The organism is Mesorhizobium sp. B2-4-14, assembly GCF_006442155.1.
Classification (GTDB): Bacteria; Pseudomonadota; Alphaproteobacteria; order Rhizobiales; family Rhizobiaceae; genus Mesorhizobium.
This window is the reverse complement of record NZ_VFVA01000038.1, coordinates 16959-41050: the sequence shown is the minus strand read 5'-3', so window position 1 is coordinate 41050 and position 24092 is coordinate 16959. Positions and strand designations below refer to the sequence as shown.

21 protein-coding genes and 1 tRNA gene are annotated in these 24092 nt (G+C 61.5%); 12 read left to right on the top strand and 10 right to left on the bottom strand.

All coding sequences use genetic code 11. The annotated features are described in order from the left end of the window. Positions 1-62: 62 nt before the first annotated feature. The 3 genes from FJ938_RS24930 to FJ938_RS24920 all read right to left on the bottom strand — a co-directional run bounded on the left by FJ938_RS24930 (position 63) and on the right by FJ938_RS24920 (position 1366). On the bottom strand, positions 63-320 hold the full coding sequence (locus tag FJ938_RS24930) for a PepSY domain-containing protein (protein ID WP_140606924.1): 258 nt from the start codon (positions 318-320) through the stop codon (positions 63-65). A 148-nt stretch (positions 321-468) separates the two neighbouring features. Beyond that, a tRNA-Val gene (locus FJ938_RS24925) sits at positions 469-543 on the bottom strand. A gap of 139 nt (positions 544-682) precedes the next feature. After that, positions 683-1366 (bottom strand): phosphoglycolate phosphatase, encoded by a 684-nt coding sequence (locus FJ938_RS24920; protein ID WP_140698460.1) that lies wholly within the window; start codon positions 1364-1366, stop codon positions 683-685. A gap of 250 nt (positions 1367-1616) precedes the next feature. On the opposite strand from FJ938_RS24920, the gene rpiA reads away from it, so the two are divergent. The 3 genes from rpiA (at position 1617) to gor (ending at position 4464) form a co-directional block, all read left to right on the top strand. Beyond that, on the top strand, positions 1617-2348 hold the full coding sequence (rpiA, locus tag FJ938_RS24915; protein ID WP_140606922.1) for a ribose-5-phosphate isomerase RpiA: 732 nt from the start codon (positions 1617-1619) through the stop codon (positions 2346-2348). Then, positions 2335-2955 (top strand): DUF2059 domain-containing protein, encoded by a 621-nt coding sequence (locus FJ938_RS24910; RefSeq protein WP_140606921.1) that lies wholly within the window; start codon positions 2335-2337, stop codon positions 2953-2955. Before rpiA ends, FJ938_RS24910 begins: the two co-directional genes overlap by 14 nt. 120 nt (positions 2956-3075) lie before the next feature. Next, positions 3076-4464: a glutathione-disulfide reductase gene (gene gor, locus FJ938_RS24905; RefSeq protein ID WP_140698457.1), complete on the top strand. Its 1389-nt coding sequence runs from the start codon at positions 3076-3078 to the stop codon at positions 4462-4464. Positions 4465-4665: 201 nt separating this feature from the next. Here the strand turns inward: gor and mgtE are convergent, their stop codons facing one another. The 4 genes from mgtE to FJ938_RS24885 form a co-directional block, all read right to left on the bottom strand. Then, positions 4666-6030 carry a magnesium transporter gene (gene mgtE, locus FJ938_RS24900; protein ID WP_140698454.1) on the bottom strand — a complete coding sequence of 455 codons (1365 nt, stop codon included), beginning with the start codon at positions 6028-6030 and terminating at the stop codon, positions 4666-4668. A gap of 271 nt (positions 6031-6301) precedes the next feature. After that, entirely contained in the window at positions 6302-8194 is a 1893-nt protein-coding gene (locus FJ938_RS24895; RefSeq protein WP_181169177.1) for an ABC transporter ATP-binding protein/permease, read from the bottom strand. Positions 8195-8890: 696 nt separating this feature from the next. Then, positions 8891-9571: a DsbA family protein gene (locus FJ938_RS24890; protein ID WP_140698450.1), complete on the bottom strand. Its 681-nt coding sequence runs from the start codon at positions 9569-9571 to the stop codon at positions 8891-8893. 16 nt (positions 9572-9587) lie between these two features. Then, positions 9588-11408, bottom strand: coding sequence for an extracellular solute-binding protein (locus FJ938_RS24885; RefSeq protein ID WP_140607080.1), 1821 nt, complete (start codon positions 11406-11408; stop codon positions 9588-9590). 233 nt (positions 11409-11641) lie between these two features. Here FJ938_RS24885 and FJ938_RS24880 point away from each other — a divergent pair, with 233 nt between their 5' ends. Continuing rightward, the gene (locus FJ938_RS24880; RefSeq protein ID WP_140606916.1) at positions 11642-12271 is read left to right on the top strand and encodes an invasion associated locus B family protein; all 630 of its coding nucleotides are present in this window, start codon (positions 11642-11644) and stop codon (positions 12269-12271) included. Between the two features lie 87 nt (positions 12272-12358). Here FJ938_RS24880 and hspQ read toward each other — a convergent pair whose 3' ends face one another. Both hspQ and FJ938_RS24870 read right to left on the bottom strand, forming a co-directional pair. Then, positions 12359-12682 (bottom strand): heat shock protein HspQ, encoded by a 324-nt coding sequence (hspQ, locus tag FJ938_RS24875; protein WP_140607079.1) that lies wholly within the window; start codon positions 12680-12682, stop codon positions 12359-12361. 172 nt (positions 12683-12854) lie between these two features. Next, a complete protein-coding gene (locus FJ938_RS24870) occupies positions 12855-14066 on the bottom strand; it encodes a UbiH/UbiF family hydroxylase (RefSeq protein WP_140607078.1) in 1212 nt (403 codons plus the stop codon). A 72-nt stretch (positions 14067-14138) separates the two neighbouring features. Between FJ938_RS24870 and FJ938_RS24865 the strand changes: the two genes are divergently transcribed. The 8 genes from FJ938_RS24865 to FJ938_RS24830 all read left to right on the top strand — a co-directional run bounded on the left by FJ938_RS24865 (position 14139) and on the right by FJ938_RS24830 (position 22479). Beyond that, the gene (locus FJ938_RS24865; protein WP_140606915.1) at positions 14139-15068 is read left to right on the top strand and encodes a DUF2182 domain-containing protein; all 930 of its coding nucleotides are present in this window, start codon (positions 14139-14141) and stop codon (positions 15066-15068) included. A 14-nt stretch (positions 15069-15082) separates the two neighbouring features. After that, positions 15083-15697, top strand: coding sequence for a DUF1326 domain-containing protein (locus tag FJ938_RS24860; RefSeq protein ID WP_140606914.1), 615 nt, complete (start codon positions 15083-15085; stop codon positions 15695-15697). Then, positions 15694-16512 (top strand): phosphatidylcholine synthase, encoded by an 819-nt coding sequence (pcsA, locus tag FJ938_RS24855; protein WP_140606913.1) that lies wholly within the window; start codon positions 15694-15696, stop codon positions 16510-16512. Before FJ938_RS24860 ends, pcsA begins: the two co-directional genes overlap by 4 nt. A 28-nt stretch (positions 16513-16540) precedes the next feature. Then, positions 16541-17518: a quinone oxidoreductase gene (locus FJ938_RS24850; RefSeq protein ID WP_140606912.1), complete on the top strand. Its 978-nt coding sequence runs from the start codon at positions 16541-16543 to the stop codon at positions 17516-17518. 228 nt (positions 17519-17746) lie between these two features. Further along, the gene (locus FJ938_RS24845; RefSeq protein WP_140606911.1) at positions 17747-19312 is read left to right on the top strand and encodes an ABC transporter ATP-binding protein; all 1566 of its coding nucleotides are present in this window, start codon (positions 17747-17749) and stop codon (positions 19310-19312) included. Continuing rightward, a complete protein-coding gene (locus FJ938_RS24840; protein WP_140698448.1) occupies positions 19309-20439 on the top strand; it encodes an ABC transporter permease in 1131 nt (376 codons plus the stop codon). Before FJ938_RS24845 ends, FJ938_RS24840 begins: the two co-directional genes overlap by 4 nt. Next, the gene (locus tag FJ938_RS24835; protein WP_140698446.1) at positions 20439-21359 is read left to right on the top strand and encodes an ABC transporter permease; all 921 of its coding nucleotides are present in this window, start codon (positions 20439-20441) and stop codon (positions 21357-21359) included. Before FJ938_RS24840 ends, FJ938_RS24835 begins: the two co-directional genes overlap by 1 nt. A 52-nt stretch (positions 21360-21411) precedes the next feature. After that, a complete protein-coding gene (locus FJ938_RS24830) occupies positions 21412-22479 on the top strand; it encodes a BMP family ABC transporter substrate-binding protein (RefSeq protein WP_140698443.1) in 1068 nt (355 codons plus the stop codon). 515 nt (positions 22480-22994) lie between these two features. On the opposite strand, the gene FJ938_RS24825 is transcribed toward FJ938_RS24830, so the two are convergent. Next, positions 22995-23948 carry a LysR family transcriptional regulator gene (locus tag FJ938_RS24825; RefSeq protein WP_140698441.1) on the bottom strand — a complete coding sequence of 318 codons (954 nt, stop codon included), beginning with the start codon at positions 23946-23948 and terminating at the stop codon, positions 22995-22997. Positions 23949-24092: the final 144 nt, after the last annotated feature.

Here is a 24092-nt window from a genome sequence, read left to right as displayed (position 1 = left end):
CTACCATGGGCTCCCCGAAAACCGGGCATATTCATCCAATCCGAGGATATCTGCAGGCGGCCCTATTTGGGCTCGGCCGTCACCGGATCGTAGGTGATTTCGACCTTGGCCTTGTCCGAGGTGTAATAGGTGACGGTGTAGGCGCCACTGTCCCAGTCGACTTCCTTCACGTAGCGAAACCCATCGCGCTGCTCGACCTTGGCGATGATCTCCGACAGTTTCTTGGCATTGGCTGGCGGCAGCGGCTTTTCATCCGCGGCCAGAGCCGGAGCGGCAGCGAGAAGAACGGCGACGCTGGTCGCCAGAAGAAATCTGGACATGGTTTTCCCTCAAGTTTCGACGGAAGGAAACTCGCTGGGGTTGTGGTTGGTTCCAGACGGATGCGGTACGCGCCTGGCTATGGCCGCGCAGGCTGCAATTTGTCCCGCTTCGGCGCGAAGATAGAGCCGGATAACCATTTGGGAAAAATGGTGGGCGATGCAGGGATTGAACCTGCGACCCCACCCGTGTGAAGGGTGTGCTCTCCCGCTGAGCTAATCGCCCGCTCGTTGCCCGAAGGCCAAAGCGAGCCGCGATATAAGGGAGGGCAGCCGGTTAAGTCAAGGCGGTGTCTGGCGTTCTCACAGGGATCGGTTTTTTCGCCCTTTCGGGTCTGTCCTGGTGGGTGCCGACACCTATCCGCTCAGTGCCCTGCGGCGGCGATAAGCCTTTGCGCCAGATCGAGCGTCAGCGCGTCGAAATGCGAGATCACCGCCGAGGGTTCGAATTCGCGCACATGGCGGTCGGTATAGCCGAAATCGACAGCGACGACGGGAATGCCGGCGGCCTTGGCGGTGTCGATATCGGTTTGCGAATCGCCGACCATCAGGGCGCGGTGTGGATCGCCGCCCGCCAGCCGAATGGTTTCGGTCAGATGGCGCGGGTCGGGTTTGCGGAACGCGAACGTATCCTGTCCGGCGATTGCCGCGAAATGTCTGGTCAAGCCGAGCGCCTCGATCAATGCACGCGAATTGGCTTCGTATTTGTTGGTGCAGATGGCCAGCAGATAGCCTGCGTTCTCGAAGAGTGCGATCGCATCGATGACACCGGGGTAGGGACGGGATTTGCCGGGAATGTTGTCGGTGTAGTGATCAAGGAACAGTTTCAGGAGCCGGTCATGCTCCGCGACATCAAGCGATCGCCGCTGCGCGGCGTGTGCCCGCTCTATCATGACGCGGCCGCCATGGCCGACAAAGCGCCTGAAGCCGGCCTCATCGACGGCCGCGAGTTCACTGGCAGCCAGGCTGTGGTTGAGGCTGTCGAGCAGGTCCGGCGCCGTGTCAATCAGCGTTCCGTCGAGATCGAACACGATGATCGGGCGACTCATGATCCATCCTGCGCAGGGTTGTACATCGGCAGGCGATAGCGGCTGCGACGCGTCAAGGCAAGCAGACCGGTGGACAGCCGCCAAGGGCTTTGACCGCGCCTGCAAAAATGCTAGGAGCCCAAAACACCAAAGCGCGTGGCGTCCAATGGGCCATGCGGCGCGCTTTGGTTCTTTGTTTTATGCATGTCGCTTTCCCAAAACCGAGATCACTTTTGGACGGCATGCATCAGGTTCCGGGGCAGCAAAGCGCATGGATGCGAGGCAATTGAAGGTCGAGGCCGCGCGGGCGGCCCTTGCCCATGTCACGGACGGCATGCGGCTCGGCATTGGCACCGGCACCACAGCCGAGGAGTTCGTACGGCTGCTTGCCGACAAGGTCGCCACCGGAATGGCGATAACAGGTGTACCGACTTCGGAGCGCACCGCTTTGCTATGCCGCGAGCTTGGCGTGCCATTGTCGACGCTCGAGGAAACGCCCGAGCTCGATCTCACCGTCGACGGCGCCGACGAGGTCGACCCGGAACTGACCCTGATCAAGGGCGGTGGCGGCGCGCTGTTGCGTGAGAAAATCGTGGCCGCGGCCTCGCGGCGCATGATCGTGATTGCCGACCGATCGAAAATGGTCGAGACGCTCGGCCGGTTTCCCCTGCCTATCGAAGTCAACCAGTTCGGCCTGCGCGCCACCGAGATCGCGGTGGCCGCCACGGCTGGAAATCTGGGCCTTTCCGGTCCGGTTACATTGAGGATGACGGGAGGCCAGCCTTTTGTTACAGACGGCGGCCATTTTATCCTCGATGCATCTTTTGGCCGCATTCCGGATACAAGAGCGCTTTCGAATGCTCTCCACGCCATTCCGGGCGTGGTCGAGCATGGTCTTTTCATCGGGCTGGCGTCAGCGGCCATCATCGCCGGCGGCGACGGCATCCAAACCGTCCATGCCGCCCGAAAACCAGGGAGTTCTACCGACCATGATGTTGCATAACCGGGTTCGCGGCCTTTGCGCCGTTCTGGCGGCTTCGGCCGTCTTGGCCTTCTCCTCGCCGGCGTTTTCGCAGGATGTCACGGAATCGCACCTGAAGGCTGCCCGGGCAGCAGTCGCGGCGATCCATGCGACCGACTCCTTCGACAACATCCTGCCGCAAGCGGCGGCCGCCCTCGAATCGCAGCTCATCCAGAAGAATCCGGATATGCAGGAACTGATCGGCAAGACGGTCAACGAGAAGGCGATGGCACTCGCCTCGCGCCGCGCCGACCTCGAGAAGGAAGCGGCTCTTGCCTATGCGAAGGTGTTTTCCGAAAAGGAACTCAATGATATCGCGGCCTTCTACAGTTCCGAGTCCGGCAAGAAGCTGCTCGACAGCGGCCCAACCGTGACGCGTGATTTGGTCAAGGCTGCCGACATCTGGCAAAACGGCCTCGCCCGCGATCTCGCCCAGCAGGTCGGCGAGACCCTGGCAGCGGCTGCCAAGGCCAAGGCACCAGCCGCGCCCGCGCCTGCAGATGGAGCCGCACCTGCCGACAATGCAGCCCCGACAGATGGCGCGGCACCCGCCGACGGTTCGGCTCCTGCCGACGACACGCAGAATTGACCCTGCGTTTTCAAATGCGGCCTCCGCCGCCGTCTGTGAAGCCCGGCTTGTCCGGGCTTTTCTTTTGGCCGTTTGCGGCCTACCTGTCACTTACGTTTTCCGACGTTCAAGGAGCCGTCTATGGCCGGTTATGACTACGATCTTTTCGTTATCGGCGGCGGCTCGGGCGGGGTGCGGGCGGCGCGCGTCGCCGCGGCACTTGGCAAGCGCGTCGGCATCGCCGAGGAATACCGTTTCGGCGGCACCTGTGTCATTCGCGGCTGTGTGCCGAAGAAACTCTATGTCTATGCTTCGCAATTCCCGGAACATTTTGCCGACGCGGCCGGCTATGGCTGGACAGTGCCGGAAGCCAGTTTCGACTGGCAGACGCTGGTCGCCAACAAGGATCGCGAGATCGGCCGGCTGGAAGCGATCTACAAGAAGAATGTGCAAGGCGCCGGCGGCGAGCCCTTCCATTCACGGGCCATGATCGTCGATCCGCACGTGGTGCATCTTCTGGGCGAGGACCGCACCGTCACCGCCGACCAGATTCTGATCGCTACGGGCGGCCGCCCGGCGGCGCATCCGGCGCTGCCCGGCCACGAGCACTGCATCTTCTCCAACGAAGCTTTCGACCTCACGGCGTTGCCAAAGGCGATCATGATCGAAGGCGGCGGCTATATCGCGGTCGAGTTCGCCAACATCTTCCACGGCCTCGGCGTCGACACCACGCTGGTCTATCGCGGCAAGGAGATTCTCAGCCGCTTCGACATGGACCTGCGGCGCATGCTGCACGAGACGATGGAAAAAAAGGGGATAAGGATACTGTGCCATTCGGTGACAGAGTGGGTGCGCAAGCGGCCGGACGGCCGGCTCGACGCCCTTCTCACCAGCGGCAAGGTGCTAACGGTCGACCAGGTCATGCTGGCCATCGGGCGCGTCCCCAACACCGAGAATATGGGCCTGGAAGGCATTGGCCTCGAGATGACCGCGGTCGGCGCGATCAAGGTTGATGACTATTCCCGCACCAATATCGACAACATCTGGGCGATCGGCGATGTCACCAACCGCGTGCAACTGACCCCGGTGGCGATCCACGAGGCGATGTGCTTCGTCGAGACGGCATTCAAGGACAACCCGACCGCGCCCGACCACGACACGATCGCCACGGCCGTCTTCTCGCAACCCGAAATCGGTACTGTGGGCCTGTCGGAAGACGAAGCCGTCAAGCGTTTCGCTGAGATCGAGATCTATCGCGCCAGCTTCCGGCCGATGCGCCATACGCTGTCGGGCCGTGACGAGAAGATGCTGATCAAGCTGGTGGTCGATGGCGCCTCGCGCAAAGTGCTCGGCGCCCACATATTGGGGCCGGATGCGGGAGAGATGGCGCAACTGCTCGGCATTCCGCTGAAGGCAGGACTGACCAAGGATGATTTCGACCGGACCATGGCGGTACACCCGACCGCCGCGGAAGAACTCGTCACCATGTACAAGCCGACATACCGCGTGAAAGACGGCCAGCGCGTCTGATCTTTCTTCTGCCACCAGCGCTTGCCGTCAGAGGGGAGCAACCAGCACCGCTTGCTCGTGACTTTGGCGGCGGCATCGATCTGGTCGTCGACCAGGCGTCGAGGAGGAGCGCATTGCCGGCGCGCCTCCCTTTCGCTCGACGGAGCGAAGCTCTCTTCAGCCGCGCCGCCAGCCTTGCCGGCGGCGGAAACAGTTGTCGTGCTACAGCAGCGTGCCGCGCAAGATGACCAGCGCCACCGAGAAATAGATCACCAGCCCGGTGACATCGACCAGCGTGGCGACGAACGGGGCCGATGCGCTGGCGGGGTCGAAGCCGATCCTCTTCAGGGCGAACGGCAGCATCGACCCGGACAGGGAGCCAAAGGTGACGATACCGACCAGTGCCGCCCCGACCGTCGCTGCAATCAGCGGCCAATGCGGGCCGTAATCGTAAAAACCCATATACTGCCAGAGTGCGATACGGCAGATGCCGACCACACCTAGTATCGAGCCGAGCACCAGTCCGGTCGGCAGTTCGCGCAAGGCGACGCGCCACCAGTCGCGCAGCCCGATCTCACGCAGCGCCAGCGCGCGGATGACCAGCGAGGTCGCCTGCGAGCCGGAATTGCCGCCGGAGCTCATGATCAGCGGAATGAACAGCGTCAGCACGATCGCCTTTTCCAGCTCTCCCTCATAGCTTTGCATGGCGTTGGCCGTCAGCATCTCGCTGATGAACAAGGCGCAGAGCCAGCCGCCGCGCTTCTGGATCATGGCGAGGAAGCTCATCTTCATATAGGGCTCGTCAAGTGCTTCCATGCCGCCGAAGCGATGCACGTCCTCCGTCGTCTCTTCGATCATCGTGTCGATGATGTCGTCGATCGTGACGATGCCGAGGATCTTGCCATGATCGACGACGGGGACCGCGAGCAAATCGTATTTCGAGATCGTCTGCGCCAGATTTTCACGATCGGTCAGCGGGGTGACCGTCACCGGCACGCGGTCCGGCGCCACGGACATGATGGAGTCGTCCGGCTCACCGGTGATGAGCCGGCGCAAACCGGTCGACCGCACCAGGAGATGCGTTTCCGGATCGACGATGTAGATCGCGTAGACGGTCTCGCGCGTCCGCTCGACCTTGCGGATGTAATCGAGCGTGCGCCCAACGGTCCAATCCGAGGGAACGCTGACGAATTCGGTCGTCATGATCGATGCGGCGCTGCCTTCGGGATAGCCCAGAATGGAAAGAAGGGTCGCGCGCAGGGGCGGCGCCAGCGCACCGAGCAGCTCGGATCGAGCCGGTTCGTCGAGCTCGCGCAGGATGTCGGCAGCCCGGTCGACCGACATGGCGGTGAGCAGCTTGCTTGCCTTGGGGCGGGGCAAGGCCTCCACGAGTTCGGGCGCGCCTTCGAGCTCAGGCTGATCGAATATTTCGACCAGCCGCTCGAAAGGCACGGCGCAAAGCAGATCCGTCGCCGTTTCGCGCGGTTCATGGTTGAGCGCCTCGACGACGTCGGCGACGTGGTCGTTTGCTAGGATGCGGGCGATGGCGACGGCCTCGTCGTCCGCTACGGGAGAAAAATCGTTCATGGCTCACTCCTTGCCGTCCGGCAGGACATGAACCATTCAGGTCACGTCTGGGCGGACGGCGGTTGCGTTCGACTAATACTGTCGCCAGGCATGGCGCGGTGACCTTTCCGCTTGCGGGTTCGGATTTGACTATCAGCAAGCCGGCGCAACATAGGAGCGCGCCTTGCCGAGTCAATCGCGGTGAGGAGGAAAACGGTGCCTGATGGCCCCCGATCGCGAGACTGTGATCGCCGACTGCCGTATTGTCCGGCAAGTCGCTGTGAACTCATCGTTATTTCTGTTTGAGCCGGCGCGAGAAGCGCAGCCATTTGTCCTCGACCGGCTGTGGCTGAACCAGAATTGTGGTGAGTTCGACCGGCAGCGCCGGAGTCAGAGGCTTCTTGGTGGCGACGCCGTCTGCGATCAAGACCATGCTGTGGTAGAACTCGGTGCCGGCGACAGATCTCGGCGCCACGGCTTCGTGCATGACGCTGATCACGGTCACGTCGGGGCAATTGTCCTTGATGGCCTGGTGGAAGGCAATCTTGCCATCCGGGTCGAGCGCACCGGTCGCTTCATCGAGGAACAGCAGTCCTGGCTGTTGCAGTATGATGCGGGCCACCACCAGTTTCTGCTTCTGGCCGCCCGATAGCACCTGATCCCAGCTTTTGCCCTCACGGCTTTCATTGGCCATATGCTCGATGAAGTCGCCAAGGCCAGCCTTGTGCAGCGCCGCGGCCACTTGCGCATCGACATGATCGTGTTCGGAGCCAGGTAGGCAAACGAGCTGTTTCAGCGAGACCTGCTGCAGCTTGACCTCCTGGGCGGCATAGAAGCTCTTCACCCCTTCGGGGAAGACGATGGTGCCGCGACCATAGGGCCACAGACCATTGATCGCCTTGATCAGCGAGGTCTTGCCGCAACCGGATTCGCCTTTCAGGAACGTCCACTCGCCGCGACGGAAGCGCAGGTTGGCAGCACTGAGGAACGGGGTCGCGTCCTCACCCTGATGCGCCAGTTCGAGTTTCTGGATGGTCAGGCCGAAGACCGGATTCTGGGAGGCATAGTGGAAGTCGCAACGGCCGCTCTGGCTGTAGAACTCCTGCGGGTACTGAACATTCTCGATCGCATTGGCGAGTTCCGTCACACGTTGGCTGTTGGCGCGCAGCGTGGCTATGGCCGGCATGACATGGATGAACCACGAGCATTGGCCGATCAGCGAATTGACCAGTTCGGAGCCGGTTATGTAGCCCTTGAGATCAAGACCATTGTGGATGAATGGTACGAGGCCGGGCCCATAGGCAACGATGCGGGCGCCGATGAAATTGTAGATCAGCTCGAACGACATATAGACGGTGTTGACGACGTTCAGCCGCGACCAGGTCCCGTCGATATCGACATAAAGCCGGCGATGCATGGTCTTCTGCACGCCTTCGCCATGGGAAGCCGCGACGTGGAAACTGCGGCGCAGGAAGGTGGTCAGTTCGCCGCGGTAGCTGCCCTCGGCCTGCTGCATCCGGACATTGAGGCGCTCGAGCAGGCCGCCGAGCTTGACCGCGATCCATGTGTTCAGCGGCACATAGGTGGCGACCGCCAGGAAGGCCAGGACGGCGCTGCCATAACTGCCTAGGAACCCCAGCCCCTTCACCTCGACGGAAGTTTCGAGCAGCTTCTGGCCGACGAAATAGAGTGAGGTCGCGACACCGAGCACGCCCATGGCGAGGCCGATGGCGCCGCCTGTCATGTCCTTGATCGATTCCTGGATGCGCTGGTCAATGTTGTCGGGAGCGGGCGTGCTGCCGCCTGGCGAAGCATGCTGGGCATGGAAATGGGTGTGGTTGCCATCCAGCAGGGCCTCGTTGAAGCGGCTGTCGAGCCAACCGCGCCATTTGCGGTGCAGCGTCACCGAGACAAGATTGCGGATCCCGGTAAAGCCGGCATCCTTGAGCACAACCAGCAAGGCAAGAATGCCGGCATTGATCAAGAGCGTCCGCAGCGGCGTGGTGTTTGCGGCATCGTGGAAGAAGGCGATCGAGTTGACCAGTTCACCGGAGGCTTCGGCGAACCATACCCCCGCCTTGCTGGAGAGAGCCGTGAGCAGCGCTATCACCAGCGTCAGCGTCCAGGCTTCCTTCCACCGGTCCGAAATCCAGTAGGCTCGCATGAGCCCCCAGAAACTGCGCATCGAGGATACCGGCGTCAAATGCGACTGCCCCGTGGCGTCGCTGCGTAGTCCATCCGGTACTGACTCTTGCGATCGTCTTCCGATCCGAATCACGATCCCGCCCAAACCTTTTTTGTTTTGTTACGGATGGTAACACCAATTGATCATTTTCTATTAATTTTTGTAGAGGGGCAGCGGGATTGAAGTTCCGGGCGTGTCGGCAATGCAACAGCGCCGCCCTTCCAAATGTCGCGCCGAAGCTGACAAAAAGGCTGTTTAATATAATGATATCAGCTAGTTGTGAAATTACACGGCAGCGCGCGCCTACTTTCCCTTGGGGAAGGCATTCACACAAATTCGTGACTCATTTGCTTGCCCGACCAGCCGATTTTTCATTGCGGGCCCACCAGAATTTCCGAAACAGCCGTCCTTAATGGCTGGTTCCTTGCCGGCATCATCCTTGCCGGCAGCCGAGAAATGGCGCGCGACCGTGTTGGCGGAGCGCCATGCTTGTGGATCACCTCACCGCGCCTTGAACCACATGCCTGACCATGGCGCCGGAATCGAGGATGTTGAAGTTACCGCCATTGGGCCGGAAATCCGTCGCCGAACGGGTAGATGCCGACGACTCGCCAAGTCGCCGTGCGAGGCATTGCCTGCTGTCCGATCCCTATGGGCCGTCCTTTGCTTGAGGGTGAAAACCTGGCCCGGAGGGCGTCAGCCGACTGCGTCCAACTCGCCGCGCGCCTTGGCCGCCGCGACCTGGCGAATGGCATCAGCCAGGGTGTCGACGTCCTGTGCGCCCATAACGGCATATTTGCCTTCGAGCAGAAAACAGGGCACGCCCGTTATGCCCATGCGCGAGGCTGTGGCGATCTCGGTGCGCACAGCTTCGACATCTGCGTCGGTCGGCAAGAGTGTAGCCACCACGGACGCGTCCATGCCGGCTTCGCGGGCGGCTTCGATCAACACGGCATGGTCGCCGATGTTGACGCCTTCCTCGAAATTCAACTGGAAGAGGCGACGCACCAGCCTGTTCTGTACCGCTTCGCCGGCAGCGCCAGCCCAGCGGATCAGGCGGTGCGCATCCAGTGTGTTTGGCGCCACCTTGATGGCATCGAAAGCAAAGGAAATGCCTTCTGCTTCGCCGAGCGGTTCGATACGGCCATGAATCTCGCGAATGCGCTCGTCGCTGCCGAATTTGGCCAACATATACTCCCAGCGGTCCTTGCCTTGCGGCGGAATGGTCGGATCGAGCTGGAATGGCCGCCAGCGTATATGCACGTCCACATCGCCAGCCGCGGCGACCGCCCTGTCCAGCCGCTTCTGGCCGATGAAGCACCAGGGGCAGACGACGTCGGAGACCACATCGACGGTTATGGCGTTCGCTTGGCTCATCTCGATCTCCGGATTTTCAGTTCGGTTTGCGCCACCAGCTTGGCAGCTGATAACCGAATATGGGCGTCTTCCGCGGATGTTCCAGATAATTCCAGTAAGCAAGCCACTGCTGTGTGTTGTACTGCATTGGCACGATGTAGTTGCCGGAGATCAGCAGCCGGTCGAGAACCCGGACGGCCGCGACATAATCCTCCTTCGAGCGGGCGCGCAGCATGGCGTCGATCGCCATATCGACGGCAGGATCAGCAACACCGGCGAGATTGAAGGAGCCCTCACGTTTAGCCTCCGTAGATGCCCAGCGTCCGATTTGCTCGCTACCGGGCGAGAGCGAGTTGGACGAACCACTTGCCCCCACCAGCACCTCGAAATCGAAACGTTGCTTGCGCGATTGGATCTGATCGCCATCGAGGCTGCGAATGCTGACGTTGATGCCGATCTTCTCCAGCGTGCGCTGATAGATGGCGGCAAGGCGCTCGTCGTCTTGTGAGGCGGTCAGGATTTCGAAACCGAAGGGTTTTCCCTCTGGATCGAGCATCACTCCGTCCTGCACTTTGTAGCCGGCATCTTTCAACATTTCGAAGGCGACTTTCAGCACCTTGCGATCATTGCCCGTACCGTCGGTAACCGGGGGCCGCCAGGTACCGTCCATCACATCGGCCGGCACACGGCCGGGGTAGGGTGCCAGCAGTGCTTTCTCCCGATCGTCAGCCGGATGGCCAAGTGCGGAAAGTTCGGAGTTCTGCCAAAAACTCATGGTGCGGCTATACCTGCCTCCATAAAGGTTCTTGTTGGCCCATTCGAAATCGTAAAGCATCCCAAGCGCGCGCCGCACCACGGGGTTCGAGAATTTCTGCAACCGCGTGTTGAACAGGAAACCTGTCACGACAGGCGGAATTCCGATGTCGAAGGTTTCGGCGATCACCTCGCCCTTATGGAATGCCGGAAAATCGATGTCGCGCTCGCGTTTGACCGGATCACCTTCGTCATCGATGGCGCACAGGCCCTTTTTGAAAGCTTCAATTTTGGCATTGGCGTTGAGAAAATATTCGATGGTGATCTGATCGTAATTGTCGAAGCCGCGCTTGGATGGAAGGTCCTTGCCCCAATAGTCCGGGTTGCGCTTGAAGACGATGCGCTGGCCGGGCTGTACCTTGTCGACCGTGTAGGGTCCGCTGCCGATCAACGGCTTTAGCGTCGTCTTGTCGAAAGTCTCCTTGTCGAAGGCATGTTTCGGGATGATCGGCGTCAGCGCGATGATTAGCGGAAATTCCCGGTTAGCCTTGTCGTTGAAGGTGAAGCGCACACTGTGGTCGCCAGTCTTCTCGAGCCTAGCGATCATGCTCATGCGATCACTATAGGGTGGACGCCCCTTCTCGGCGAAGACATCGTAAGTGAACAACACATCCTCCGGCGTCACCGGCTCGCCGTCCGACCACTTGGCTTTCGGATTTAGATGGAATTCGATGCTCTTGCGCTCGGGGTCTATGTCCGCGCTGTCGGCAAGCAGGCCATAAAGGCTGAACGCCTCATCGTAATTGCGCTGCATCAATGGCTCGAAGACGAGGTTGCCGTAGTCCTGGTCAATCATGCCCCGGGCAGTTGTGCGCAGGCTCTTGAGGATAAAAGGATTGAGGTTGTCGAAGCTTCCGACCCTGCAATAGGTGATGCTGCCGCCCTTTGGCGCGTCCGGATTGACGTAGCTAAAATGCGTGTAGTCCGGCGGCAGAGCCGGCTCCCCCTGCATCGCAATAGCGTATTTCGGCTCCGACTGCGCCGGCACCAGTAATAGGGCGAGAAATGATGTCGCGGTGATCAGCCAAACGAGAACGCGGCTCATGACCGTCTCCTTAACAGATCGGCTCGATGATTCGGTGCGCACCCTAGCATGGGGCAACTGTGTGCCGGCCAATGGTGTCATCAAGAATTACAAGTGGGCGGGCTGGATTCAGCACCGCTTGCAGTGTAACACGCCGTCCGAAGTCATTCTGTTGCCTCATTTCGGCAACAGGTAGCTGGACCACACGGCACGAAGAAGCCGGTCCCAGGATCATTTGAGAGGAAGTGCACGACATGACGAGCCTGAACAGCAATGCGTACCGCCTTTCGGTCATGGCCGCAGGCGTGGCCGGCTTTCTGGGCGCAGGACTTCCCTCTGCTTCCGCACAGCAGCAGCCGCAAATCCCGCAGGGCTGGTTCAAGGCCTGCACCAAGCAGGAGGACGTCGACATCTGCAACGTCCAGAACATCGTCACCGCCGGCAATGGCCAGCTCGTCACTGGTGTGAGCTTGATCGAGCTGAAGGGAAAAGTGAACCGTAAGGTGTTTCAGGTGACGGTCCCGACCGGCCGTCTGGTGCCTCCCGGCATCGGCCTGCAGATCGACACCGGCAAGGCGCAGAAGCTCGACTATGTCATCTGCTTCCCGGATCGTTGCGTTGCGGAAGTACCGCTGACCGACCAGCTCGTCGGAGCCTTCAAGAAGGGCCAGGCGATTACGCTGACCTCCGTCAATTTCCAGAACCAGCCGAACCCGATCAAGATCGCGCTGCAGGGTTTCAGCGGCGCTTATGACGGCCCGCCGCTGCAGCAGTCTGATATCGAAGACCGGCAGAAGAAACTTCAGGACTTCGTGGCCAAGAACAACCAGGACTTCGCCAAGAAGCTCAAGGACGAGCAGGACAAGGCGAAGACCGCCAACTGATCACCGGCATCGGGTCATTCCCGGGTCAAAAAGCGGGGTCATGCCCCGCTTTTTTCGTTCCCGGCCTTCCCTGGATTTGCCGGCGGATCAGTGCCGCGACTGGCGTTTCGGCTCGTATCGCCCGTCGGGCTTCTTGTCGAACATCTCCTTGATCTGCGGGTGGCGGACCGGCTCCCCGGACTGATCCTCGAGCAGGTTCTGCTCGGATACATAGGCGACATATTCGGTTTCCGAATTCTCGGCGAGCAGGTGATAGAATGGCTGGTCCTTGCGCGGCCGCACATCGGCGGGGATCGCCTCGTACCATTCCTCGGTGTTGGCGAATTGCGGGTCGACGTCGAAAATGATGCCTCGAAACGGAAACAGGCGGTGGCGAACCACCTGTCCGATTGCGAATTTGGCCGTTTTCATCGTACTCACCGCTGAATTCCTTGACTTTATTTGGCGTAGACTCCGACTCAATTCAATCCCGGAGCGTTTGAGCGTCCTCAATCTACGCGGATCGCGGCGCAAAGGTTTTGATCGACGTGATCAATCTCGACGCGCTCCGGCGTCGTGGGTCGCAGGGATGTCCGCAAAATTGCTACCGGCGCATTGGCTTTCGCAGGCCGCCCGCAAGCGCCGCGAAGCCGCTGCCGGGACGAAGCCCTTCGCGCATGAAAAACGCGCGGAGCGGCGCAAACCCGCCAAGCACGCCGAGACCGGCGCCACGTGCCATCTGCGCGGGCAGCATGTCGGAAAGCAGCGACATGTTGAGCAGATTGACGGCGCTGCTGCGTGCCAGAATATCGGGGCGGCGTTTGAAATCGTAGGCGGCAAGGGCCCGGGCCGCACCTGGATCTCGGCGATTTTCGTTCGCAATTCCAACCAGATCGTCGATATCCCTGATGCCAAGGTTGAGACCTTGCGCACCGATCGGCGGGAATACGTGGGCGGCCTCGCCGACAAGCGCCACACGCTGTCGCGCGAAGCGCAGAGGGGTCACGGTTGAAAGCGGATAAATCTGCCGGCCCGGCTCCACCGTCACCCGACCCAGCATCGACTGCATCCGCTGCTCGACCCGCAAGGAGAGCGCTGCATCATCCAATGCGGCAAGGTCCTTGGCGGTCTCGGGCTTCACCACCCAGACGAGGCTTGAGCGGTTGCCGGGCAACGGAACCTGCGTGAACGGACCGGTCTCGGTATGGAACTCCGTCGAAGCGAAGGCATGGTCGCGGCTGTGGCCGAAATTGAGCACCAGCGCTGCTTGCGGGTAGGAGCGCGCGGCGGTCGAAATGCCTGCCGCTTCGCGAGCCGGCGACTGGCGTCCATCGGCCGCGACTGCCAGCGATGCGTCAACCTCGCTGCCATCCGCCAGTTCGGCATGGGCCTTGCCGGTACCAAGATGCCAGGTCTTGACCATGGACCTCAGCCATTCGATCCCGGAATGATTGGCCACCTTGCTAGCAAGCGCCGGAGCAAAGACGCTGTTGGGCAGGTTCAGGCCGAACTGCTCCTCGTTGATCTCGCTGGCGCGGAAGGTGACGACGGGGCTGCGGATCAGCCGGCTGGTCGCATCGACGATGCGCATCACTTTCAAGGGTGCGGCTTTGGACTTGATCGCTTCGAGGACATCAAGTCGCTCCAGTACCTTCAGGGCAGGGCTCATCAGCGCCGTGGTGCGGCCATCGGGGGCTGAAGCCTCTGGCCCGACAAGCGTCACCGGGAAGCCGGCACCGGCGAAAGCGAGCGCCGCGATCAGCCCCGCCGGCCCGGTGCCGGCAATCAGTATGCGCGCTGTTTCCTGATGCTCCAAGATCGGCTTTCCGGCTTGCTGTGCGAGGCGGCCCAACCAGACCTGCCAGTGGAGGAGCATATAGGTCAGATCATGCGGCTTGATCAACGCGGCGATTCGGCCCATTCGGTTGTCATGACCGGCCACCAGCACGATTTCAGCCATCTCGACCGCGCCGGCCGCGCCATGGCGAATGTCGCGCGCAAGCCGCGCCTGACGGTCAACATCGTTGTCGGTGCCAGCATTCTGCTCGCTTGGCTGTCGCTGGCCGCGATGGCGATCCGCGGCGCCGAGGCTCGGGGCGGCGCGCCGGGCGATGCTCTCCTGCGTGGCCTGCCGCAACTGCCGCTGCCCGATTTTCTGGAACGGTTCTTCGCGCTCTGCCTTTCTCCGGCGCCGCTGAATGGAAGCGTCGGCCTGAGTGCCATGGCACTCATCCTCATGTGGTTCCTGATGGCGATCGCCGCGATGCTGCCGTCCGCTGCGCCGATGGTCCGCACCTATTGCGAGATCGCCGATACAGCCCGGATCAAGGGCGAGCCGGTCGTTCATCCGCTGGTGCTGGTCGCCGGTTATCTTGGCGTCTGGTTCGCCGCCTCGATGCTGTTCGCGGCACTCACGCTCGCGGTGCATACATTCGCCGCATCCGACGAACTGTTCGAGCCGCTGCTTGGCGTTGCCGGCGCAATCGCATTGCTGATTGCCGGTCTTTACCAGTTCAGCGGCCTCAAGGAGGCCTGTCTGAAGAAGTGCCGCAATCCGTTCTCGATCCTGTTTTCGAACTGGAGTGCCAAAGCGGGCCGCGTCTTCAGGCTGGGTATCGCCCAAGGCTTCTGGTGCCTCGGCTGCTGCTGGGCGCTGATGCTGGTGATGTTCGCCGTGGGCGTGATGAACGTCTTCTGGATGGCGCTAATCGGCCTGTTCACCCTGATTGAAAAACAAACGACGGGCAGTCTTCCAACCCGGCTGGGCGGTGCGATACTGCTTGTCTGGGCAGCCGCGCTGCTAGTAATCTCGCTGTGACTGGGGGAAATTCGATGACAGATCAGGGCTGGGCGATGAAAGGAGAGCTCGTACTCTCCTGCAATTGCACGGTTTTCTGCCCTTGCGTGCTGTCGCTTGGGAGTCACCCTCCGACCGAGGGCTATTGCCAGACCTGGGCTGGTTTCCGTATCGATTCCGGACATTTCGGCGAGGTCGATCTTTCCGGCCTCAACCTTGGACTGATCATGGAAATCCCCGGTTACATGAGCCGCGGCAACTGGACCGCGGGCCTGTTCATCGACAAACGCGCCTCGATCTATGCGGTCAAGGCATTGACGAAGATCTTCACCGGCGCGGCGGGCGGGACCACATCGCTGCTGTCGATCCTCGTCGGAAAATTCCTGGGTGTCGAACAGGTGCCGATCACCTATGAGACGCGGGACAAGACGCGTATCTTCCAGATACCGAAGATCATAGACGGGGCGGTCACGCCAATTCCGGGCAAGGATCGCGAGAAGGATACGGTGATCAGCAATTCGGAATACTGGATCGCGCCGGAGATCATCGTGGCCAGGTCCGACAAGAGCAAGATGCGGGCCTTCGGCCGCAACTGGAATTTTGCAGGCCGCTCGGCCGAAATCTGCAAGCTGGATTGGCGGGGCCCGTGAGCAAGAACACAACGGCCAGGAAAGCCGCTAAGAAGATCGCCGACCGGATTCCGCGACCCAAAAAGAAAGTCACCTGGCCGCAGGCGAGGGCGTTCTCCGTCCATCTGCTCACGGCATCAGGCTCGTTCCTTGCGTTCCTGTCGCTGGTGGCGGCGAGCGAGGAGCGCTGGACGGCAATGTTCTGGTGGCTTGGTCTGGCGCTGTTCGTCGACGGTATCGACGGGCCGATCGCCCGAAGACTCGAGGTCAAGGAAATCCTGCCGACATGGTCGGGCGAACTCCTCGACAACATCATCGACTACGTGACCTACGTGCTGATCCCGGCCTTCGCGCTCTACCAGCGCGGCTTCATGGGCGAGGGCCTGTCGTTTCTGTCGGCGGCGATCATCGTCGTCTCCAGCGCGATCTACTATGCCGACACCGGCATGAAGACGAAGGAGAATTTCTTCAAGGGATTCCCCGTCGTCTGGAACATGGTGGTGTTCACGCTGTTCGTCATCGAGCCGGGACAATGGGTTTCGTTCGCCGTGGTGGTGGTGGCCGGCATCCTGACGTTCATCCCGATCAACTTCATTCATCCGGTGCGGGTGGTGCGGCTGCGCCGCATCAATCTCACGATCACCCTTTTGTGGTGCGCCTTCGGCGCGCTTGCCCTTGCACAGGCGGCTCTCGCAGCCTTCTACGACCAGATCGGCGTGCTCGGCGAACAGGTCAGCACTTTCACCAAGATCGGCATCACCGTTACCGGGCTTTATCTGGCCTGCATCGGTGGCATCATGCAGTTCTTTCCAAATCTCGGTGCCAAGAAGACCTGATCGGCAGCTCCCAGAGGAAGCTCAATCCATGTCCAAAGCAATCCGCATCCACGCCCATGGCGGCCCGGAGGTTCTGACCTATGAGGACGCCGATCCCGGCCGGCCGGGAGCGGGGCAGATCCTGGTCAGGCATACGGCAATCGGCCTTAACTTCATCGATGTCTATCATCGCTCGGGCCTTTACCCGCCGCCCGGCGGGTTCCCGCTCATTCCGGGCAGCGAGGCCGCCGGCCTGGTGCTGGAGGTCGGGCAGGACGTCGACTGGCTGAAGCCGGGGGACCGGATCGCCTATGCCGTAACAACGGGCGCCTACGCGCAAGAACGCGTCATCGACGCCAGCCGGGTCGTCAAGGTTCCGGACGGCATCAGCGACGAGCAGGCCGCCGCCATGATGCTGAAAGGCATGACCGCCGAGTATTTGCTGCGCCGGACCTTCAAGGTCAAGACGGGCGACACGATCCTGTTTCATGCCGCCGCTGGCGGCGTCGGGTTGATTCTCGGCCAATGGGCGAAACATCTGGGCGCGACCGTCATCGGCACGGCAAGCTCGAGCGACAAGATCGAACTCGCCAAGGCGCACGGCTTCGACCATGTCATCAACTACAAGGAGCAGGATTTCGTTGCCGGCGTCGCCGCCATCACCGACGGCAGGAAATGCGACGTCGTCTACGATTCTGTCGGCAACGATACTTTTCCGGCCTCGCTCGACTGCCTGAAGCCGCTCGGCATGTTCGTCAGCTTCGGCCAGTCCTCGGGGCCGATCCCGCCGTTCTCCATGTCCCTGCTGGCCCAGAAAGGTTCGTTGTTCGCGACCAGGCCAACGCTCTTCGTCTACAACGCAAGACGCGAGGACCTCGACGCCTCGGCGGCCGCGCTGTTCGAGGTGGTGCTCAGCGGCGCCGTCGAGATCAAGATCAACCAGCGCTATGCACTGAAAGACGCCGGCAAGGCACATCAGGATCTTGAAGGCCGACGGACGACGGGGACGACCATCCTGGTTCCCTGAGGGGGGCTGCCTTGGTTTTCACCGTATTGCCGCGGTCGCGGGCACCGTTTGCACGAAAAGCCGGCCTGCTGCATGTTGAGGCAAGGAAGGCTGATCTTTACCCTTGAGTTTCCGCTGAAATTCTTGAAGCTCTTTCAAGTCGGGTGCTGCTTTCGCACAAGAGCTGGCCACGCATACGATGCTTGCGGGAACACAGAACATATCCGGCAATCCGGATGGGAGGCACTTGTGAGTGCAAATCATGATGGGGCGAACCTGCTTGAGGTTCGTGGCCTGACCAAGATATTCGGCACGCTGACCGCGTGCGATCATGTCGACCTCAACATTGCCAAAGGTGAGATCCACGCGCTGCTCGGTGAGAACGGCGCCGGCAAATCGACGCTGGTCAAGATGCTGTTCGGCTCGCTGGAGCCGAATTCCGGCGAGATTTTCTGGAACGGCCAGGCGGTGCGGATCACCAGCCCCGGCGCCGCGAAAAAACTCGGCATCGGTATGGTGTTCCAGCATTTTTCGTTGTTCGAGGCGCTGACCGCGGCCGAGAACATCGCGCTGTCGCTGGATGACGGCTCGCCGATCAGCAGCATCGCGGCGAAGGCAAGGGCGCTTTCCTACAGCTATGGCCTGCCGCTCGATCCGGAATCGCTGGTCGGCGACCTGTCGGTCGGCGAGCGCCAGCGCATCGAGATCATTCGCTGCCTGCTGCAGACGCCTCAGCTCATCATCCTCGACGAGCCGACCTCGGTGCTGACGCCGCAGGAAGCGGACAAGCTGTTCGAGACGCTGGAGCGGCTGCGCGCGGAAGGCAAATCGATCCTCTACATTTCGCACCGGCTGGAGGAGGTCAAACGCATCTGCGACCGCGCCACCGTCTTGCGGCATGGCAAGGTGGTCGGTCACTGCAACCCGCGCCAAGAGACTGCCGCTTCGCTCGCCCGCATGATGGTCGGCAACGAGGTGCAGGCCGTGGTGAGGGCGCCGGTAGAGGGGATCGAAACCGCGCAGCCACTGCTCGAAATCCGCAGCCTCAGCCGCAAGCCCGCGACGCCGTTCTCCATTCCGCTCAAGACCATCAGCCTCAACGTCCGTGCCGGCGAGGTGATCGGTATCGCCGGTGTCGCCGGCAATGGCCAGGGCGAATTCTTCGAATCCGTCTCCGGCGAAGTCTTGCAGCAGGATGCCGCCTCGGTGCGCATCCGCGGCAAGGATGCCGGTGGCCTCACCATCACCGGACGGCGTCTGCTAGGGGCAGCCTTCGTGCCTGAGGAGCGTCTCGGTCATGGCGCGGCACCACGCATGAAGCTCTCCGAAAACCTGCTGCTGTCGCGCCATGCCACCGACGGCAAGGCCTTTGTCGGCACTGGCGGGATGGTCAAGAGCGGGGCCGTCTACGCCGCCTCCCAACGCATCATCGAGGCAATGGATGTGCGCAAGAGCGCGCCGGATCCCGAAGCTGCAGCGCTTTCGGGCGGCAATCTGCAGAAATTCATCGTCGGCCGCGAACTCGATCGCCGGCCAAGCGTGATGGTGGTGAACCAGCCGACTTGGGGCGTCGACGCCGGTGCCGCCGCCCATATCCGGCAGGCGCTGATCGAGCTTTCGCGCGGCGGATCGGCGGTGCTGGTTATCAGCCAGGATCTCGACGAACTGTTCGAAATATCCGACGCGATCGCGGTCATGCACAATGGCGAGCTTTCCAAGCCGATGCCGATCGCCGAAGCAACCTTTGAGAAGGTCGGTCTGCTGATGGGTGGCGCCGAGCCCGGCCACGCCGAACACACGCTGGAGACGGCATGATGCGCCTCGAACTCGTCAAACGCCCGCAGCGCTCCGCGCTGTTTTCGATGCTGTCACCGTTCATCGCCTTCGCGCTGACGATCATCGCCGGCGCCATTATGTTCGCGCTGCTCGGGGTCAATCCGCTGACGGCGTTCCGGATCTACTTCATCGAGCCGATCAGCCAAGTCTGGCAACTGCACGAACTGGCGATCAAGGCGTCGCCACTGATCCTGATCGCGGTCGGCCTGTCTGTCTGCTACAAGGCCAACATCTGGAATATCGGCGCCGAAGGCCAGTTCATTTTCGGCGCCATCTTCGGCTCCATCATTCCGGTGCTGTTTCCACAATTCGAAGGCCCACTGGTGCTGCCGCTGATGCTTCTGCTCGGCATGGTCGGTGGCGCGGCCTATGCGGCGATCCCGGCCTTGCTGAAGACCCGGTTCAATACCAACGAGATCCTGACCAGCCTGATGCTGGTCTACGTCGCCCAGCTCTTCCTCGACTGGCTGGTGCGCGGTCCATGGCGCGATCCGCAAGGCCACGGCTTCCCGCAGACAATCCAATTCGGCGATGCGGCCACCTTGCCGCAGCTGATGCCGGATGCCGGGCGCGCCAATTGGGGCTTCGTCTTCGCACTCGTTGCCGCGGTGCTGATCTGGATCCTGATGGGTCGCATGCTCAAGGGCTTCGAGGTCCGCGTGCTGGGTTCCAGCCCAAGGGCAGGGCGCTTCGCCGGTTTCGGCCTCAACCGCATGGTGTTCTTCGCCTTCCTGCTGTCTGGCGCGCTGGCCGGTCTTGCCGGCATCTCGGAAGTCTCCGGCGCCATCGGGCAATTACAGCCGGTGATCTCGCCCGGCTATGGCTTCACGGCCATCATCGTGGCATTCCTCGGCCGCCTCAATCCGCTCGGCATCATCGCAGCCGGCCTGGTGCTCGCGCTAACCTATCTCGGCGGCGAGGCGGTGCAAAGCGCGCTTGGCATTTCCGACAAGGTGGCGAGAGTGTTCCAGGGCATGCTTTTGTTCTTCGTGCTCGGCTGCGACACGCTCATTCACTACCGCATCCGGCTGATCGGCCTGGCGCTGACGAAACCGGATGGCGCGGCGAAGCTGGAAGCCGCGCCGAAGCTGAAGGAAGCCCGCTGATGGACATCACCGTCAACATCCTCCTGACCATCGCCACGGCGGCGACGCCGCTTCTCATCGCGGCGATCGGCGAACTGGTGGTCGAACGCTCCGGCGTGCTCAATCTCGGCGTCGAAGGCATGATGATCATGGGCGCGGTCGCCGGCTTCGGGGCCGGTTATCTGACCGGCTCGCCCTGGATCGGCCTTCTGGCGGCCATCGCCATGGGAGCCGTGTTCTCGCTGCTGTTCGCCGTCATGACGCTGTCGCTCGCCACCAACCAGGTCGCGACCGGGCTGTCGCTGACCCTGCTCGGCCTCGGCCTCTCCGGCATGATCGGAACGAGTTTCGTCGGCCAGCCCGGTGTCAGGCTGCCCAATCTCGACATTCCCGGGCTGAGCTCAGTCCCGGTCGTGGGCAAGCTGCTGTTCGGCCAGGACCCGGTATTCTACATTTCAATCGCACTGACGGCGGCGGTGATGTGGTTCCTGTTCAAGACGCGCACCGGGCTCACGCTGCGCTCGATCGGCGACAGTCATGCCTCGGCGCACGCGCTCGGCATCAAGGTCATCCGCTACCGCTATCTCTCGGTCATCTTTGGCGGCGCCTGCGCCGGCCTTGCCGGCGGCCATCTGTCACTGGTCTATACGCCGCAGTGGGTCGAGAACATGTCCGCGGGCCGTGGCTGGATCGCGCTGGCGCTGGTGGTGTTCGCGTCATGGCGGCCATGGCGGGTGCTGGCCGGCGCCTACATCTTCGGCGCGGTGTGGATCGGCCAGCTTCATGCACAGGCTTTTGGCATTCCTGTGCCCTCGCAGATGCTTTCTTCTCTGCCCTATCTGGCAACCGTCGTGGTTCTCGTTCTAATCTCGCGCAACAAGCGTCTGACGATGATGAACACGCCGGCATCCCTGGGGCAGCCATTCGTTCCGGATCGTTGACAACAATAAGAAGACGGGAAGCTCCAAGGCTTAAACTCAGAGAGGTAACACGATGAAAAAACTGCTTATTGCCCTGATGACCACGACAGCGGCACTTTCGCTGGCTGCGTCCGCAGAGGCTGCCGACAAGTTCAAGGCTTGCTGGGTCTACACTGGCCCGATCGGCGATTTCGGCTATTCCTACCAGCACGACCAGGGCCGGCTCGAGGTCGAGAAGGCGCTCGGCGACAAGGTCGAAACCGCCTATCTGGAGAACGTCTCCGAAGGCCCCGATGCCGACCGTGCTTTCGAGCGCCTGGCGCGCGAAGGCTGCAAGATCATCTTCGGCACGTCGTTCGGCTTCATGGACGCCGAAGTGAAGGTCGCCAAGAAGTTTCCGAAGGTGATGTTCGAGCACGCCACCGGTTACAAGACCGGTGACAATCTCGGCATCTACAATGCGCGTTTCTATGAAGGCCGCTACGTGCTCGGCCAGATCGCGGCCAAGGAATCGAAGTCCGGCGTGGCCGGCTACATCGTGTCCTTCCCGATCCCGGAAGTGGTCATGGGCATCAACTCCTTCATGCTCGGCGCGCAGTCGATCAACCCGAACTTCAAGGCCAAGATCGTCTGGGTCAATTCGTGGTTCGATCCCGGCAAGGAAGCCGACGCGGCCAAGGCGTTGTTCGACCAGGGCGCCGATATCATCGTCCAGCACACCGATTCGACCGCGGCGCTGCAGGTGGCCGAGGAGCGCAAGCTGCACGGCTTTGGCCAGTCATCCGACATGATCAAGTTCGCGCCGCACGCGCAGCTGACCTCGCTGACCGACGAATGGGGTCCGTACTACATCAGCCGGGTGAAGGAGGCCATGGACGGCACCTGGAAGCCCGACAATGTCTGGCTCGGCATCAAGGACGGCGCTGTCAAGCTCGCGCCCTACACCAACATGCCCGACGACGTGAAGGCCATGGCCGAGGCGACCGAGAAGAAGATTGCCGGCGGCTGGAACCCCTTTACCGGGCCGATCGCCAAGCAGGACGGCTCGCCATGGCTGAAGGACGGCGAGGTCGCCGACGACGGCACGCTGCTCGGCATGAACTTCTATGTGAAGGGCGTCGACGACAAGCTGCCGCAGTAAGCGACGGCGACCTCAAATTGGGCAAGGGCGCCGCAGGGCGCCCTTTTCATTCGGCGGGATACGTTGCGGCGGGCCCCGGCCGCTGGGCCACGAAAGCAGTAGTGATACAGCACGACGGTGACTGCAGCAGCCAACCTCAGCAGGTCCAGCGTTGCAAAGTAGTTCTGCCTGGCAGGTCTGGCGTCCGTGCCAAGCCTCTGCGTTTACGATCCGCAAACCATAAAGCAGGCGGCAACCAAACAGGGTGAATGGCCGCAACTATCGCCAAATGGGGTAAAATCTAGCAATTCCAGGAAAAGTGCGTAGCGGTTTTCCGTCCGGAATTGCGCAAAAACGACGACCTGGAGCGGCTCAACGAACCACTCTGGGTCATGTACTCATAACGGGACGTTCGGAACGATCACGCTTCGATATCCGCTTGTACACCGGAAGCAGCGTGAACGCGGACATGCTTGGAGGCCCGAGAAGGGCCAGAAGGCGACACGTTGCGCCACAACGGCAACGGAGGCCAAACTCTATTTCACGCTGGGTGCAGCCTGTCGTTCGTGGCGTTTCGGTTGCGGCGACGGCATGGTGCCGAAATTGTTCCGGTCGTCACGTCGCGGCTTCGAACCGTCGAACAGCTCCCGCTGGCCCACGATTTCCGCCAGCATGTGTTCGCGAAACAGCCGCACACGCTTGGTGCGTCGGAGATTGGGATGGTAGAGCAGCCAGAGGCCGACATCATGATGCGGCTCCGGGGCGAGATAACGGACCAGTCGGGCGTCATTGTCGCCCATGAAGCAGGGCAGATAGGCGAGGCCCATTCCCTCGCGCAACGCCGCGAGGGTCAACAAAGTATCGTCGACAAAAAAGCTGTGGTCGCGGTTGGGGCACGCGGCATTTGTCCACGACTGGTGGGAGGCGCAGCATTCCACGCCCAGCCATTTCGGCGTCGCACCGGAGCGCAATGAGGCCACATAGTTGCGCTCGCCATAGACGGCAGAGGCGACCTTACTGAGCAACGTGCCGACCAGTGTCTCGTGCGGCGTGTTGGTCTGGCGGATCGCAACATCGGCTTGGCGCTTGGCCAGGCTGACATACTTGTTCGAGACCTGTATGTGCAGCTCGATCTCTGGATATTTTGCGCTGAAGCGCGCGAATATCGGCATCAGCACCGACGAGGCCATGTTGTTGATCGCAGCGACGCGCAGTACGCCGGTTGGACGATCTTCTTCGCCGCCGAGCGCGCCTTCGATCTCCAGCACCTCGACTTCCATCTTGCTGGCAGCGAGCTTGAGTTCCTCGCCGGCGCTGGTGAGTTCGTAGCCCGACGCCTTGCGCTCGATCAGGCGCGTGCCGAGCTTTTGTTCTAGCACCTTGATACGGCGCGAGACCGTCGAATGCTGCACGTTGATCCGTTTTGCCGCGCCGCTGATCGATCCATCACGCGCGACAGCAAGGAATATCCTCAAATCATCCCACTGCATGGCGAGCCCCTGTCCTGTGCAAATTTGCACAAGGCGCGTCGAGATTTCGCGAATTCAGCCCAGGCTTTGCTGCCGCTAACGTAACGTCCTCCGGAAGGCGATGATGGGACAAAAATAGGCAGATGCCAAGTCTCTCGCGTTGGC